Here is a 14664-nt window from a genome sequence, read left to right as displayed (position 1 = left end):
TTGGTGGCCCAGTTTTCGCAGGAGCGATTTTGGGCGGCCGGGTCGTGACGTCGGCGTTGCGGCAGGAGCTGTTGACGGCATGGGTTATGAATCCCGGCCTTCGCCGGGATGACGATTGGGGGTGCCGGGATGACGATTGGGGATGCCGGGATGACGATTGGGGGCGCTGGGTGACGAGTAGGGGAGCGGTTTGGTTCGCCCCCCGTCGCGTCAGACAGCGGCCAGCATCCGGCGGTCTCCGGCGAGACGCATCATCGCCTTTTGCAGTTTTTCGAAGGCGCGGACCTCGATCTGGCGGACGCGTTCGCGGCTGACGCCGTACACCTGGCTCAGTTCTTCCAGCGTCTTGGGATCGTCGGTCAGGCGGCGTTCGGTCAGGATGTGCTTTTCGCGGTCGTTGAGGTCGTCCATCGCCTCGACCAGCATGCCGTGACGGACATCGGCCTCCTGCGCCTCGGCGACGACCGAGTCCTGCAAGGGGCCGTCATCGGCCAGCCAGTCCTGCCACTGGCTCTCACCATCCTCGCGCATAGGGACGTTGAGCGACGTGTCGCCGCCCATCGCCATGCGGCGGTTCATCGACGTCACCTCGTCCTCGGTCACGCCGAGATCGGTCGCGATCTTGGCGAGATGCTCGGGGCTGAGATCGCCGTCCTCGAACGCATCCAGCTTCGACTTCATCCGGCGCAGGTTGAAGAACAGCTTCTTCTGCGCGGCGGTGGTGCCCATCTTCACGAGGGACCACGACCGCAGGATGAATTCCTGGATCGACGCGCGGATCCACCACATCGCATAGGTGGCGAGGCGGAAGCCGCGATCGGGTTCGAATTTCTTCACGCCCTGCATCAGCCCGATATTCCCTTCGGAAATCAGTTCGCTGACGGGGAGGCCATAGCCGCGATAGCCCATCGCGATCTTGGCGACGAGACGCAGGTGTGAGGTGACGAGCTGCGCCGCCGCCTCCGGATCGCCATGTTCCTGAAACCGCTTGGCGAGCATATATTCCTGCTCGGGCGCGAGGATCGGAAACTTGCGGATTTCGGAGAGATAGCGGTTGAGGCTCGCCTCGCCGCCGAGCGCCGGAATCGTCGCCGGGACGTTGCTGCCAGTTGCCATCGTCAAAACTCCCTTTGTCGTGGGCCACGCCGCATTGCGGCATCACCGTAATCTATACGTGAAGATGATCCAACAGTTCCTGCATGTCTGCCGGAAGGTCGCTATCGAACGCCAAAGCGTTGCTTGTCACGGGATGGATGAACCCCAGATGTGCCGCGTGCAACGCCTGTCGCCGGAAATCGAGCCGTTCGAGTTCGGCGCGCAACGCCGGCCGCCGCCCCGCATAGACCGGGTCGCCGAGCAGCGGATGGCCGATCGATGCCATGTGCACCCGCACCTGATGCGTGCGGCCCGTTTCCAGCCGGCATTCGATCAGCGATGCGTCGCGCAACTGGCGCAGCTTGCGCCAGTGGGTCACAGCATGCTTGGCGATGGGCGAACGGACGATCGCCATCTTCTTGCGATCATTGGGGGATCGCGCAAGCGGCGCGTCGACGGTGCCCGCCGACGTCAGCACCCGTCCCGCCGCGATCGCCAGATAGCGGCGGTCGATACTGTGATCCTTGAACTGTCGTGCCAGCCCCTCATGCGCGACGTCGTGCTTGGCGACGACCAGCAGCCCGGACGTATCCTTGTCGATGCGGTGGACGATGCCGGGCCGCGCGACGCCGCCGATCCCTGACAGATTGCCCGCGCAATGATGCAGCAGCGCGTTGACCAAGGTGCCGTCGAGATTGCCGGCGGCCGGATGCACGACCAGCCCGGCGGGCTTGTCGATGACGATCAGATGGTCGTCCTCATAGGCGACGACCAGCGGAATATCCTGCGCCACCGTATCGAGCGGGACCGCCGGCGGCAGCGTGATGACGAACTGCTGTCCCGCCACAACCTTGCGCTTGCCATCGGAGACCGGACCGTCGGGACCGGCGACATGGCCCGCCGCCATCAGCGCCTTGACCCGTTCGCGCGACAGATCGGGCACGACTTCGGCCAGTGCCTTGTCGATCCGAAGCCCGTGCGCGGCATCGGTGATGCGCGCCTCTATCGTGGAAACCCCCCGGTCCATTGCCTACAAAGATGGGCATGAGGCCAAGTTTTACAAGCGAAACGATCCGGCGGTTGCTGGTCGAGGCGGCGGCGAGCGCGGAGGAGATTTGCGGGTTGCTGCGGGGCACGGACGCGCGCGTCGAGGCGGCCGAACCGGCCCGCAACGTCGCCGCCGATCCTGCCCGCCATTTCGAGATCGATCCCGCGACCCTGCTCAAGGCCTATCGCGACGCCCGAGCGGGCGGAGCGGCGGTGCTCGGCTGGTATCATTCGCATCCGGTCGGCAGCGCCGATCCGTCGCCGACCGACGCGGTGCAGGCGGCGGCGGACGGGCGGCTGTGGCTCATCCTCGGCCGTGGTACCGCCCGGCTGTGGCGGGCGGTCGCGAACGGTGAACGCCATGGCCGATTCGACCCGGTTTCCTTCGACGTCCGCCATGCCGGCCACGTTGAAAAAAATTGCGGGGCGGTGCACATGGACGCCAGCAGCCGGACGATGACGTTCGCGGCTGCGCAGGGATCGCCGCTTTGAACATCAGCCCAGCCGACTTCGCCAGCCTGATGTGTTCGCGATTGTGCCACGATCTGCTCAGCCCGGTCGGTGCGCTCAACAACGGCCTCGAACTGCTGGCGGACGAGACCGATCCCGATATGCGTGCCCGCTGTCTGGAACTGCTGACCGACAGCGCGCGGGCATCGGCGAACAAGCTGAAATTCTTTCGCCTCGCCTTTGGCGCGGCCGGCGGGTTCGGCGATTCGATCGACACGCGCGAGGCGCGGGCGGCGCTGGAAGGATTGTTCGGCGACCAGCACAAGGTGAAGCTCGGCTGGATGATCGAGGCACCGTCGCTGCCCAAGCCGGCGGTGAAGGTGTTGCTGAACCTCGCGCTGATCGCGGGCGACGCGCTGGTACGAGGCGGGCAGCTGGACGTCGGGGCGGAGGTCACCGCGACCGGCATCGACATCGCGGTGCGCGGGGACGGGCCACGGATCGTGCTCGACGCCGAACTGCGCGGCGCATTGCTGGGCGATGCGGCGATGATGACGCCGCGGGCGGCGGCGGCGTGTCTGGCGCGCGAACTGGTCGAACAGGGTGGCGGGACGTTGCAGGTATCGCCGACCGACTCGCCGGTGCTGCTGTTCGGAGCTTCGTTCGCCGGCCGATAGAGTTCGGATGCCGCGCGGGTTTCGACACCCGCGTGTATTCGGGAGGCTAGACCACCCGATCCGTACCGCCATCGCTTCACTAACGGCTTCTTAACCTGCCTGCCGCCATGGTCGTGTCCATAACCGGGCGGGGCCGCATGGACGATCTGTTACAGGAATTCATTGCCGAGACCCGCGAGACGCTGGAAGCGTTGTCGTCGGAGATCGTCGCGTGGGAAGCCGCGCCCGACGATCGCGCCCGGCTGGACGCCATTTTCCGCTTCGTCCACACGGTGAAGGGCAGCTGCGGCTTCCTCGACCTGCCGCGCCTGTCGCGCCTCAGCCATGCTGCCGAGGACGCGCTGTGCGGCGTGCGCGACGGCAAGCGACGACCCGATAGCGGGCTGGTCGATGCGGTGCTGGCGATCGTCGACCGGATCGGCGAACTGGTCGAGGCGATCGATGCCGGACTGCCGCTGACCGACGAGGGCGAGGACGAACTGATCGCCGCGCTTTCGCCGAAGATCGGCAACCCGATCGCGGCGGCGACGCCGGTGGCGGCGGCGGCGATGGCGGCGGGCCGGGCACCGCTGCGCAGCGTGCGGCTGAACGTCGATCTGCTCGACCGGATGATGAGCGGCATGTCGGACATGGTGCTGGTCCGCAACGAGCTGGTCCGGCGGTTGCGCGATATCGCGCTCGACCCGGCGGTCGAGGCGGCGCTGGACCGGCTGTCGAGTTCGGTGGCCGATATGCGCGACGCGGTGACGCGGACGCGGATGCAGAAGATCGAAACGCTGTTCTCGCCCCTGCCGCGCATCGTGCGCGATACGGCGGCGGCGGTGGGCAAGGCGGTGATGCTGACCGTCGATGGCAGCGACGTCGAGCTGGACCGCGAAATGATCGAGGTCATGCGCGACCCGCTGGTCCATATCGTGCGCAATGCCATCGACCACGGCATCGAACAGCCCGCCGAACGCCGCGCGATCGGCAAGCGCGAAAGCGGACGGCTGCATATCTCCGCACGGCAATCGGGCAACCAGATCGTCATCGAGGTCATTGACGACGGACGCGGCATCGACACCGAACGGTTGATGACGAAACTGGCGGCGAGCGGGCAGCGCAGCGAGGCGGACCTGCGCAAGATGACCGATCGGCAGCGGTGCGAACTGGTCTTCGCGCCGGGCCTGTCGTCGCGCGATACCGCGACCGAGATTTCGGGGCGCGGCGTCGGCATGGACGTGGTGCGCGCCGCGATCGACCAGATCGGCGGGCGGATCACGCTGGACAACAAGCCGGGGCGGGGGCTGCGCATCGCGGTACAGGTACCGCTGACGCTGTCGATCGTGTCGACGATCGTGGTGCGGGCGGGCAGCCATCGCTTCGCCGTTTCGCGCCAGACGATCGGCGAGATCGTCAACGAACGCGCCGCCAATATCCGCGTCGACCAGTTGGGCGACAACCGGATCGCCCGCATCCGCGACCGGCGTATCCCGGTCGTCGACCTGTGCGACGTCATCGGCGTCGCGGCCGACACGCCCGCGGCACCCAAGATGCTGGTGGTGGTGACGATCGGCGCGGGCGACTTCGCGATCGCGGTCGACGAAGTGCTCGATACCGAGGAACTGGTGGTCAAGCCCGCCGCGCCGGCGGTGATGGCGACGGGGCTGTATGCCGGACAGACGCTGCCCGACACCGGGCGGCCGATGCTGATGCTCGATTGCGCCGGGGTGGCGCAGGCGGCCGGGCTGAGCTTTGCCGACGCCATGGATCTGGAGATCGAGGCGGAGGAAGCGGCGGAGGTCGACGACCGGGTCACCGCGCTGCTGTTCAACGATCTGGACGGGCGGCAGCGGGTCATTCCGCTGGCGGTGATCGACCGGATCGAACGTATCCGTGCCGGATCGCTCCAGCAAAGTGCCGGGCGCATCCGGCTGGCGATCGACGGGCGGATTGTGCCGGCCGAGGCGAGCGATCTGACGGCGATCGGCCGGGTGACGACCGTACTGCGCCTGACCGACGGGGTGATGGAGGTCGCCTATGCGATCGTCGATGCCGTCGATATCGTGATGCTGCCCGAACTGGCCCCGGTCGGAGACGTGCCGGGTCCGATCGCCGGGATCGTGTTGCTCGACGGCGAGCAGATCGAACAGGTCGATCCGCTGTGGCTGTTCGAACGCCATGTGCGCGAGGCGGCGTCGGCGCTGATCGCACGCAGCCGGCCGACGTGCCTGTTGGCGGATGGCGGCAGCGGATGGATGCGGGCGTTCCTCCGGCCGATGCTGGAGCAGGCCGGATATCAGATCGTCGAGCGGGTCGATGCGGGCGAGCGGCCGACGCTGGTCCTAGCGCAGGCCGATATCGCGGTGCCGGCCCCCGCCGCCGACGTGCCGGTCGTGCGGCTGCGCGCGTCGCCTGCCGATATCGGCGACGGCAGCATCTATCGATACGATCGCGAAGGCGTGCTGCGCGCGCTGCGCATGGCGGCGGGAGGATATGCGTGAGTGAATTGTTCCTGCTGGCCACCATCGTCGGACAGGATGTCGCGATCCGGTCCGACCATGTCGAATCGGTGGTCGATATCGGCGAGATCACGTCGGTCGCGCGCACCGCGCCCGCGGTGCGAGGACTGGCGGCGCTGCGCAGCCGGGTGGTGACAGTGATCGATACCGCGATCGTGATCGATCCCGTGCCACCCCCGGCGAAACGGCGGCGCGCGGTAGTTACGCAGGTCGACGGGCATCATTACGCGTTGCTGGTCGATACGCTGGACGATGCGCATCGTTTCGTGCCGAAACCCCTGTCCGCCGGGCTGTTGCCGGGGGCGGGCTGGGCGGCGATCGCTAACGGCCTGATCGAACAGGACGGGCGTGCCGTCCTGATCCTCGACCTGCCCGCCATCGTCGCCCGTGCGGCCGATGCGGGACGCGCGGCGGCGTGAGCATTAACGCGGTGGTTACGCGCACGGGGTACACCCGGGCGTATCAAGATGGGGTATCGTGATGAAGAGTTGCCTGGTCGTCGATGATTCGAAGGTGATCCGCAAGGTCGCCCGGCACATTCTCGAAACGCTCCAGTTCGAGGTGCGCGAGGCAGGGGACGGCCGCGAGGCGCTCGACCAATGTGCCAAGGCGCAGCCCGACGTGATCCTGCTCGACTGGAACATGCCCGTGATGAGCGGCATGGATTTCCTGCGCGCGTTGCGCCAGAGCGAGGGCGGCATGCAGCCCAAGGTCGTGTTCTGCACGACCGAGAACGGCATGGCCTATATCCGCGCCGCGATCGAGGCCGGGGCCGACGAATATGTGATGAAGCCGTTCGATCGCGAGACGCTGGAAAGCAAGCTGCAGATCGTCGGCGTCGCCTGATCCGATCCGAATACAGCCCGTGAACGCGCCGTTCACCCCTACCGCAGCCGACGGAACGGTCGTCCGGATCCTGATCGTCGACGATTCGGCGGTCACCCGGGCGGTGCTGGCCCGGATCGTCGATGCGATGCCCGGCCACCGGGTCGTCGCCGCGGTCGGGGGCATCGCACAGGCGACCGGCAGCCTGGCGGCACAACCTGCCGATCTGATCCTCCTCGACATCAACCTGCCCGGCATCGATGGCCTGTCGGGCCTGCCCGACCTGATGGCGGCGGCACCGGGGGTGCGGGTCATCGTCCTGTCGGGCGATTGCGCCGACGGGTCGCCGGCGGCGTGCCACGCGCTGTCGCTGGGGGCGGCGGCGACGCTGGCCAAGCCCGAATCGTCGCCGCTGGCCGGCGGGTTTGGGACGAGGCTGGCGGCGCTGATCGAACGGGTAATGCGGACGGTACCGCGGGGAACCGGCACCGGTGCCACCCGCCGCAGCGATGCGTTCGACATCATAGCGATCGGCGCGTCGACCGGCGGTATCCACGCGCTGGCCCCGCTGCTGGCGGCGATCCCGCCCGATCTCGACCTGCCGATCCTGGTCACCCAGCATCTGCCGGGAACGTTCACCGACTATTTCGCGCAGCAGCTGGCCGGGCTGGCGCGGCGTCCGGTGGATGTCGCGCGCGACAGCCTGCGCATCCAGCGCGGGCGGCTGATCGTCGCACCCGGCGACGCGCATATCCGGGTGGTGCCGACCAGCGAAGGTGCCGCGACCCGGCTCGACCGGTCGCCGTCGATCAGCGGATGCATGCCGTCGGTCGATCCGATGTTCGATTCGGTGGCGCAGGTATATGGCGCACGCGCGTTGGCGATCGTCCTGTCGGGCATGGGTCGCGACGGTGCGCGGGGCGCCGCGAATATCCGGGCGGCAGGGGGGATCGTCGCGGTGCAGGATCAGGCGAGTTCGGTCGTATGGGGAATGCCGGGGGCGGTGGCCGAGGCGGGGCTGGCCAACACGATCGGTACCCCGGCGCAACTGGGGGCGTTCGTCGCGCGCCGGCGGCGGCCGGCATGACCGCGCCGCGCCCCGCCGGGCCGCTCGGCTCCGCCGCCAACGCGATCGTCGCGCTGCTCGAACAGCGGACCGGGCAGCAGCTCGACGCCGGGCGCGCATGGCGGATCGACAGCGCGCTGCAGCCGATGCTGCGCGAACGCGGGCTGACCACGCTCGACGAACTGGTGGCGCGGATCAACGGCCGGGGATCGAACGAGGGCGGGCTGGCCGATCTGGTCGTCGATGCGCTGCTCAATCAGGAAACGTCCTTCTTTCGCGACGCGGCGACGCTCGACACGGTCGTGCAGGCGGCGATCGACATGGTCGCCGATGCTCCGCGCCGGCTGCGGGTCTGGTCGGCGGCGTGCTCCACCGGGCAGGAGCCGTTGTCGATGGCGATGCTGTTCGCCGAGGCGAGCGAGCGGACGGGGATCCAGCTGCCGGAAATCCGGGCGACCGACATTTCGCTGCGCGCCCTGATGCGCGCGCGCGAGGCCCGTTATACTCAGTTCGAGATCCAGCGCGGGCTGCCGATCCGGCGGATGATGCAGTGGTTCGAACCGCGCGACGACCTGTGGGAAGCGAAGGCCGAACTGCGGTTCCGCCTGCTGTACGGGCAGCAGAACCTGATCGCCGATCCGATGCCGGGGGGCAAATTCGATATCGTGCTGTGTCGCAACGTGCTGATGTATCTCTCGCCGGCGATGCGGGGGCAGGTGCTCAACCGGATCGCCGGCGTCATGCGCCCCGGCGCGTTGCTCGTGCTGGGCGCGGGCGAGACGGTGATTGGCCATACCGACGCGCTGGTGCCGTCGGAGCGTTATCGCGGACTGTACCGGCCGGCGGCGCACTGACCTTGCCTTTCCCCGCGTCCCGCCGCAATCGGGACGCAGTGGCGTGAGGGGAAAGAGTCGCGTGCAGATGATCGAGACGCCGTCGCCGAACTTCGGCGAACGCTTGCTGCCCGTCACCATGCTGGTGCTGCATTATACGGGCATGGCCGACGCGGCGTCGGCGATCGCGCGGCTGACCGATCCACAGGCCGAAGTGTCGGCGCATTACGTCATCGATGAAGACGGCACGATCCACCGGCTGGTCGCCGAGGACAAGCGCGCATGGCATGCCGGCAAGTCGCACTGGCGCGGGGTCACCGACGTCAACAGCGCATCAATCGGCATCGAACTGGTCAATCCCGGTCACGAATTCGGCTATCGTAGTTTTCCGGAGGCGCAGATCGATGCGCTGATCCCGCTGGTCCATGACATCAAGGACCGGCACCAGATCACGCGCGGCAATGTCGTCGGCCATTCGGATATCGCTCCGGCGCGCAAGCAGGACCCGGGCGAGCTGTTCCCGTGGAACCTGCTCGCCCGCCTGCGCCTCGCGCTGCCCCGGCCGACCCGCAATCTGATGGACCCGGGATGGAGCGATGCCGGGTTCCTGCTGGCACTCGAACGCTTTGGATATGACGTGTCCGACCGGCATGCGGCGATCACCGCGTTCCAGCGGCGCTTCCGGCCCGAAATGATCGACGGCATCGCCGATGGCGAATGTCGCATGCTGTTGCTGGCGCTGTTGCTGCCCAAGCCGCAAGGCGACGATTGAACCGGCGCGCTCCGTCCGCTAGGAGCAGGCGCGTCAGAGGGTCGGGCGGCCGCGTCACGTGTCATGCGTGCCGAGGAAAGTCCGGGCTCCACGGAAACGACGGTGCCGGGTAACGCCCGGCGGGCTTTCGGCTTCGGCCGGGGGTTCAGGGACAGTGCCACAGAGAGCAGACGGCCTTTGGCTTCGGCCGGGTTACGGTGAAAGGGTGCGGTAAGAGCGCACCGCGCGGCTGGTAACAGCAGCGGCATGGCAAACCCCACCGGGAGCAAGACCGAATAGGGGCGGCATGAAGCGCGCAAGCGCTTCGGGGCATGTTCCGGCCCGCTGCCCGGGTTGGTTGCTGGAGACGGCGCGCAAGCGTCGTCCAAGAGGAATGGTCGCCTATCCTGTTTCATGCAGGTGGACAGAACCCGGCTTACAGACCCTCTGACATTCGCGCGCGGCAATGGGTTGCGTGGGGCGCATGGCGGCTTATTTCGACAACAATGGCAAGATATACGCGATCGAACGACTGGGGCTTTCCCCGCTGGCGGGGGTACAGCGAGGGCCGCGAGGCCCAGACGGTGAAGCTGTGCGATCGCCATGGCTGCACCGAACCCGGCAAATGCCCCGCGCCCAAATCGCCCAACAGCCCCGATCGCTGGTATTTCTGCGAAGCGCACGCGGCCGAATATAACAAGGGCTGGAATTACTTCGAAGGGCTGAACGAGGAAGAGGCCAAGGCGCGGGAAGCGGACGAACGCCGCACCGCCAACGGCTATGCGGCATCGGCATCGAATGCCTGGGCCGGGTCGGGCGATGGCACGCGTTCGCGCGACGAAATGCGCGCGCTCGACGTCCTCGAATGCGATCCCGACGCCGATTTCGACACGATCCGGCTGGCATGGCGCAAGCTGGCCAAGGTGAACCACCCCGATGTCCGGCCCGGCGATGCCGAGGCAGCGAAGAAATTCCACGCGATCCAGGCGGCCTATGACGTGCTGCGGACCGCCGAGGAACGGCGGAACTGGAAACCGGCGTGAGGGCGCTCGCGTGAGGACCGGCGTCCGGTCGCGCTGGGACAAGGCCGTGCTGGTCTGCGCCAAATGTTCGAAGAAGCTGGACGGTGGCTTCGGTGACGGTGGCAAACCGCTGGCGAAGGCATTGCGCAAGCATCTGAAGCTGAAGAACGGTCCGAAGGCCGCGGCGGGCGTGGTCGAGGTGAAGTGCCTCGACGTGTGTCCCAAGGGCGCGGTGGTCGTTGTCGACAGCGAACGGCCGGGGGACTGGCTGCTGGTGCGGCCGGGCGATGATCTGGACGCGGTGGCGGCTCGGTTAGGGCTCGATCAGGGCGCCTGAGTCGCTCGGGCCGTATTCGGAGAACAGCGCGAGGATCGCCTCGTTCATGTTCACCTCGTCGCGCCGTTCCTTGACCGGACATTCGCCGATCCGGGTGGCGCTGACCTGCCAGCGATAGCCGACCTGTCTCGCGGGGTTCCAGCCCGCGCCCCCGCCACGTTCCGGGCCGTCCTGATCCTGTTCGATGACATAGTTCAGCGTCAGCTGTCGTTTATCGTAGCGACCGGTCATTTCCAGCCGGCGCTGGGTCCGGGCATTGATGCACGAGCGCGACGCATCGATGCGGCCGTTGGCCATCTTCGTCCGCAGCCGCCCGCACTGCGCCCCGGCGAGAAGGCCGGTCATCATGTTGCCTTCCCCTGCAGCGCGCCGCAGCGTCGCTTCGATCGTGCCGTCGGGCAAGCACTGGGTAAACCGTACCGGGCGCGCGCCGCCGCCGCCGGCGAGGGCGAGCGTCGCGCTGCGCCGGAACTGCCACAGGCCGCCACGCAGCGAGGGGATATTACCCACCACGACGATATCGGCCGGCGCACCGCGGACGACGATATCCGACCCCCCGCTGTTCGACATCGGCGCAGTGCTTTGCGCTACAGGCGGCAGGTCCGGGGGCGGCGGTGCAGCGGCAACGCCAACCGGGGCAGGTACGCCGTCGACCAGTTGGTCGATCCGGCCGGCGACGCAGGCTTGCGTTTCCTTCACCTCGCGATTGCCCTCGCGAACGCAGGCCTTCACGATCGCGCACATGATCCGGTCGATGCGGGGATCGCCACTCGACACCTCGGCTTCGCATTTCGTCACCCATTGCCCGCGCGTCGCGTAGTTCAGCCGCACCTTGCGCAGCTTGCGGGCGATGACGACGATCTCGTCATCGGCAGTCGCGTCAGGCGGAGCAGGGGTCTGTCCGGGCAAGGGTACGGCGACCAGTCCGGCGAACAGCAGAGGGTTTATCCATCGCACGTGCTTCATGCCAACGGCACTCCCCCCGGACTTGCCGGTTCTGTCGGCGTTCGGCGCGATGCTAACGAAAGGCGGCACCGGCCGCCAGTCGCGTCACGCCAGCCGCGCCGCCGTCTCCCGGATCAGCGCGATCATGTTCGGTATCCCCTGCGTCCGGTTCGAACTCAACTGGTTGCGCAGGTCGAACGGGGCGAGGGTCGCGTCGATATCGGTGGACAGGATCGTTGGTGCTTCGCGATCCTGCACGGTCGCCAGCACCAGTGCGATGATCCCCTTGGTGATCGCAGCGTTGCTGTCGGCGAGGAAGTGGAGCGTGCCGTTGGCCTGTTGCTGCGGATATACCCAGACCGATGCCGAACAACCGCGCACCAGCGTCGCATCGGTCTTGAGGGGATCGGGCATCGGCTCCAGTTGCCGACCCAGGTCGATCAGCAACCGGTAGCGGTCGTCGCCGTCTAGGAATTCATATTCTTCGCGGATATCGTCGATGCTCTGCATGACGCCGCTATAGGCATTCGACGTCAGAGTTCCACCCCGGCGGCGATCGCTTCGAGCTTGCGGATGCGTTCCTTGAGGTCGGCGATTTCGATCCGGGTGCCGACATTGGGGGCGGGCTGGGTCATCGGTTTGTCGCCAAGCCGTTGCTGTTGCAGCGCCAGCCAGCCGCGCCAGCCCGACAGCATCGTGACCGATACGATCGCGACGGCGGCAAGGGTGGTGGCGGCGAGTGCGAGGGTAAAAGTAAGGTTCATCGGACTGCCCTTCTCGTCGGGTTTGTCAGTTGAGCGGTTTGTCGCGGAGGCGCTCGATCTCGTCGGACAGGTCGACGCCGCGATCGGTGATGATCCGTTCGAGGACGCGGACGCGCTGTTCCAGCCGTTCGGTCTGGGCGGCATATTGCGCTGCCTTCTCGGCGGTTTCCGTGCCGCGGATTTCGAGTTCGCGTTCCTTCAGCGCCATCCAGGGTTTGAAGACGTGGTTGGCGAGGATCGCGATGACCGGGATCGACACGCCGAGAATGGGAATCCAGAGCGGGCTCATGGTCGTTCCTTTCAGTTCGTCCGGCCGCGCAACAACTCGATCTCGCGGTCGAGCCCATGCGAACTGTCGGTCACGATCCGCTCGACATTGGCGAGCCGGTCCTTGATCGAACCCAGTTCGGCCTTGAGCCGGGCGTTTTCCTGGCTCAGCAGCTTCACCCGTTCGACTGTTTCGTCGTCGCGCTTCGGATAGATCGCCTGTCCCCATGCGCCGTCGAGGGGGTAGCCGTTCTTGACGCGGAGCCACGTGGTGAAGATCCAGCCGCCGATGGCGGAGAGGCCGACGACTGCGGCGATCACGATGAGGGTTGTGGGAGGCATGATCGGTACTCCTGATCGGTTCAGCGCAGCGCGTCGATTTCGCGGGCGGTGCGGGTGGCGGGATCGGTGGCGATGCGTTCGAGAACGGCGATGCGCTCTTCGAGGCGCAGGACCTTGCCCTGCAACTGTTCGTTCTGCTGCGCCATCAGCTGCGCCTGCCGGATCGCGTCGATCTGTTCATGGCGGCGCCTGCCCTTGCGTTTGCCTTCGCATCCTTCGTCGTCCAGCGGATAACCGTGCTTCGCACGGATCGCGGTCTTGACGATGCTCGCGACCATGACGATCGCGATGATCGCCAGCACGAACCCCGGTCCACCCCAATTCATCGTCTCTCTCCCTCATCGGCCCCGGCGGGGATCGGTTCAGCGCAGGCTGTCGATCTCGTCCGCCAGACGGGTGTTGCGGCTGGTATAGTACATTTCGATATCGGCGAGGCGACGGTCGATGTCGCGGAACGTCGATCGCATTTCCGACGCGGTGCGGGTCGGGTTCGACCGTACGCCCTGCCAGAATTTCTCGTCCTCGCGGCTTTCGTACAGGCCGACCGGCTTTTTCTGCGCCATCCAGGCGATCATGAAATAGGCGATCACTGTCCAGGGGAAGCCACCGGCCAGCGTCAGCAACACCGTGCCGATGCGGATCCACATGACCTCGACACCGGTGTAGTCGGCGATGCCGGCGCACACGCCCGACACCTTGCCATTCGCCTTGTCGACATAGAATTTGGTGCGTGCGCTGGACATCAGAGCCTCCGGTTAAAGTCGTTGTCGCGATAATCGCGGGTGGGCAGGTCGCGGTCGGCGGGGCGGAAGTCCGGATGATCGGCGGCGATGATCCGCTCGATCGTCTGGAGCCGCTCCTCGAGCCGGCGGGCGGTGAGGTGCATGTCGTCGAGCAGTCGCTCGTCCTCGTTGGTCAGCGACGGCGACTGTTTCCACTTGGTGATATAGTGGAGGATCAGCCACGGCAGTCCGATGAAGAGGACGCCGAGCGGCACGGCGATGCCGAAGAAATCCTCCACGCTCAGCCCTCCCGGTTGAGCCGCGCCTTCAGCGCGGCCAGTTCGGCATCGATCTTGTCGGACGACCGCAGTTCGGCGATCTCTTCCTCAAGGCTCTTGCCCGGCTGGCCCATGCCGGCGGCGTCGGCGCGACCTTCGGCCAGATCGGCACGGCGTTCCAGCACGTCGAAGCGGCTAAAGGCGTCGGCGGTCTTGCTGCCGGCATACATCTCGCGCAGCTTGGTGCGGTTGTTGGCGGTTTCCATCCGCGTCTGGATGGCGCTCTGCCGGGTCCGCGCCTCGCGCAGCTTGCTCTGGAGCTTGGCGATATCGACTTCCGAAGCGCGCAGCGCGTCGTCGAGCACGACGATCTCACTGTTGAGCTGTTCGGCCATGTCGACCGCCTTCTGTCGTTCGACCAGTGCTGCCTTGGCCAGATCCTCGCGGTCCTTGCTCAGCGCCAGTTCGGCCTTTTCGGTCCAGTTTTCCTGCAGCTTGTCCAGCTTGCCGATATGGCGGCGCATTTCCTTCTGGTCGGCGATGGTGCGCGCGGCAGAGGCGCGGACCTCGACCAGCGTTTCCTCCATTTCAAGGATGATCATGCGGATCATCTTCGCCGGATCCTCGGCCTTGTCGAGCAGGTCGGTGACGTTGGCAGCGATGATGTCGCGGGTGCGGGAGAAAATACCCATCGGTTACTCCTGAAGAATTCTCGGGTGGCCGGGACGGAACGGGGCAGAAC

General features: G+C 66.7%; 21 protein-coding genes and 1 other RNA gene. 11 read left to right on the top strand and 11 right to left on the bottom strand.

Features of this window, described 5'->3' with window-relative positions; all coding sequences use genetic code 11:
* Window positions 1–210: 210 nt before the first annotated feature.
* Together rpoH and ASE50_RS12935 are read right to left on the bottom strand one after the other, a co-directional pair.
* On the bottom strand, window positions 211–1116 hold the full coding sequence (gene rpoH / locus ASE50_RS12940; RefSeq protein ID WP_055994898.1) for an RNA polymerase sigma factor RpoH: 906 nt from the start codon (window positions 1114–1116) through the stop codon (window positions 211–213).
* Window positions 1117–1168: 52 nt separating this feature from the next.
* Window positions 1169–2122 (bottom strand): RluA family pseudouridine synthase, encoded by a 954-nt coding sequence (locus tag ASE50_RS12935; RefSeq protein ID WP_056401084.1) that lies wholly within the window; start codon window positions 2120–2122, stop codon window positions 1169–1171.
* A gap of 17 nt (window positions 2123–2139) precedes the next feature.
* Between ASE50_RS12935 and ASE50_RS12930 the strand changes: the two genes are divergently transcribed.
* The 11 genes from ASE50_RS12930 (at window position 2140) to ASE50_RS12885 (ending at window position 10604) form a co-directional block, all read left to right on the top strand.
* Window positions 2140–2634, top strand: a complete 495-nt coding sequence (locus tag ASE50_RS12930; protein ID WP_082439018.1) for a M67 family metallopeptidase — start codon at window positions 2140–2142, stop codon at window positions 2632–2634.
* On the top strand, window positions 2631–3269 hold the full coding sequence (locus ASE50_RS12925; RefSeq protein ID WP_056401079.1) for a histidine phosphotransferase family protein: 639 nt from the start codon (window positions 2631–2633) through the stop codon (window positions 3267–3269). Before ASE50_RS12930 ends, ASE50_RS12925 begins: the two co-directional genes overlap by 4 nt.
* A 137-nt stretch (window positions 3270–3406) precedes the next feature.
* Entirely contained in the window at window positions 3407–5752 is a 2346-nt protein-coding gene (locus ASE50_RS12920) for a chemotaxis protein CheA (RefSeq protein ID WP_056401076.1), read from the top strand.
* Window positions 5749–6189: a chemotaxis protein CheW gene (locus ASE50_RS12915; protein ID WP_056401073.1), complete on the top strand. Its 441-nt coding sequence runs from the start codon at window positions 5749–5751 to the stop codon at window positions 6187–6189. Before ASE50_RS12920 ends, ASE50_RS12915 begins: the two co-directional genes overlap by 4 nt.
* Before the next feature lie 61 nt (window positions 6190–6250).
* Window positions 6251–6616 carry a response regulator gene (locus ASE50_RS12910; protein ID WP_056401071.1) on the top strand — a complete coding sequence of 122 codons (366 nt, stop codon included), beginning with the start codon at window positions 6251–6253 and terminating at the stop codon, window positions 6614–6616.
* 19 nt (window positions 6617–6635) lie between these two features.
* Window positions 6636–7682 carry a chemotaxis protein CheB gene (locus ASE50_RS12905; RefSeq protein ID WP_235512333.1) on the top strand — a complete coding sequence of 349 codons (1047 nt, stop codon included), beginning with the start codon at window positions 6636–6638 and terminating at the stop codon, window positions 7680–7682.
* Entirely contained in the window at window positions 7679–8515 is an 837-nt protein-coding gene (locus tag ASE50_RS12900) for a CheR family methyltransferase (protein ID WP_056401067.1), read from the top strand. Before ASE50_RS12905 ends, ASE50_RS12900 begins: the two co-directional genes overlap by 4 nt.
* Window positions 8516–8582: 67 nt before the next feature.
* On the top strand, window positions 8583–9266 hold the full coding sequence (locus ASE50_RS12895) for an N-acetylmuramoyl-L-alanine amidase (RefSeq protein WP_056401065.1): 684 nt from the start codon (window positions 8583–8585) through the stop codon (window positions 9264–9266).
* A 33-nt stretch (window positions 9267–9299) separates the two neighbouring features.
* Window positions 9300–9700, top strand: an RNA gene (gene rnpB, locus ASE50_RS13550) — RNase P RNA component class A.
* Between the two features lie 51 nt (window positions 9701–9751).
* Window positions 9752–10288, top strand: a complete 537-nt coding sequence (locus ASE50_RS12890; RefSeq protein ID WP_056401062.1) for a J domain-containing protein — start codon at window positions 9752–9754, stop codon at window positions 10286–10288.
* Window positions 10289–10298: 10 nt separating this feature from the next.
* Complete coding sequence (locus tag ASE50_RS12885) at window positions 10299–10604, top strand: (2Fe-2S) ferredoxin domain-containing protein (RefSeq protein WP_235512331.1); 306 nt, start codon at window positions 10299–10301, stop codon at window positions 10602–10604.
* On the opposite strand, the gene ASE50_RS12880 is transcribed toward ASE50_RS12885, so the two are convergent.
* The 9 genes from ASE50_RS12880 to pspA all read right to left on the bottom strand — a co-directional run bounded on the left by ASE50_RS12880 (window position 10581) and on the right by pspA (window position 14614).
* Window positions 10581–11570, bottom strand: a complete 990-nt coding sequence (locus ASE50_RS12880) for a hypothetical protein (protein ID WP_056401057.1) — start codon at window positions 11568–11570, stop codon at window positions 10581–10583. The genes ASE50_RS12885 and ASE50_RS12880 overlap by 24 nt on opposite strands.
* 84 nt (window positions 11571–11654) lie before the next feature.
* Window positions 11655–12059 (bottom strand): SufE family protein, encoded by a 405-nt coding sequence (locus ASE50_RS12875; protein WP_056401055.1) that lies wholly within the window; start codon window positions 12057–12059, stop codon window positions 11655–11657.
* A gap of 23 nt (window positions 12060–12082) precedes the next feature.
* On the bottom strand, window positions 12083–12313 hold the full coding sequence (locus ASE50_RS12870; RefSeq protein ID WP_055994863.1) for a hypothetical protein: 231 nt from the start codon (window positions 12311–12313) through the stop codon (window positions 12083–12085).
* Between the two features lie 25 nt (window positions 12314–12338).
* A complete protein-coding gene (locus ASE50_RS12865; RefSeq protein ID WP_055792834.1) occupies window positions 12339–12602 on the bottom strand; it encodes a hypothetical protein in 264 nt (87 codons plus the stop codon).
* Between the two features lie 11 nt (window positions 12603–12613).
* Window positions 12614–12922, bottom strand: a complete 309-nt coding sequence (locus ASE50_RS12860; RefSeq protein ID WP_056401052.1) for a hypothetical protein — start codon at window positions 12920–12922, stop codon at window positions 12614–12616.
* A 20-nt stretch (window positions 12923–12942) separates the two neighbouring features.
* Window positions 12943–13248: a hypothetical protein gene (locus ASE50_RS12855; RefSeq protein WP_056401049.1), complete on the bottom strand. Its 306-nt coding sequence runs from the start codon at window positions 13246–13248 to the stop codon at window positions 12943–12945.
* A gap of 36 nt (window positions 13249–13284) precedes the next feature.
* Window positions 13285–13665 (bottom strand): envelope stress response membrane protein PspC, encoded by a 381-nt coding sequence (pspC, locus tag ASE50_RS12850; protein WP_055994852.1) that lies wholly within the window; start codon window positions 13663–13665, stop codon window positions 13285–13287.
* The gene (gene pspB, locus ASE50_RS12845; RefSeq protein ID WP_055994849.1) at window positions 13665–13943 is read right to left on the bottom strand and encodes an envelope stress response membrane protein PspB; all 279 of its coding nucleotides are present in this window, start codon (window positions 13941–13943) and stop codon (window positions 13665–13667) included. Before pspB ends, pspC begins: the two co-directional genes overlap by 1 nt.
* Window positions 13944–13945: 2 nt before the next feature.
* A complete protein-coding gene (pspA, locus tag ASE50_RS12840) occupies window positions 13946–14614 on the bottom strand; it encodes a phage shock protein PspA (RefSeq protein WP_055994846.1) in 669 nt (222 codons plus the stop codon).
* Between the last annotated feature and the right edge of the window lie 50 nt (window positions 14615–14664).

This window comes from Sphingomonas sp. Leaf5, assembly GCF_001421155.1.
Classification (GTDB): domain Bacteria; phylum Pseudomonadota; class Alphaproteobacteria; order Sphingomonadales; family Sphingomonadaceae; genus Sphingomonas.
The sequence above is the reverse complement of the archived record's forward strand: the minus strand, read 5'-3'. Positions and strand labels throughout refer to the sequence as shown.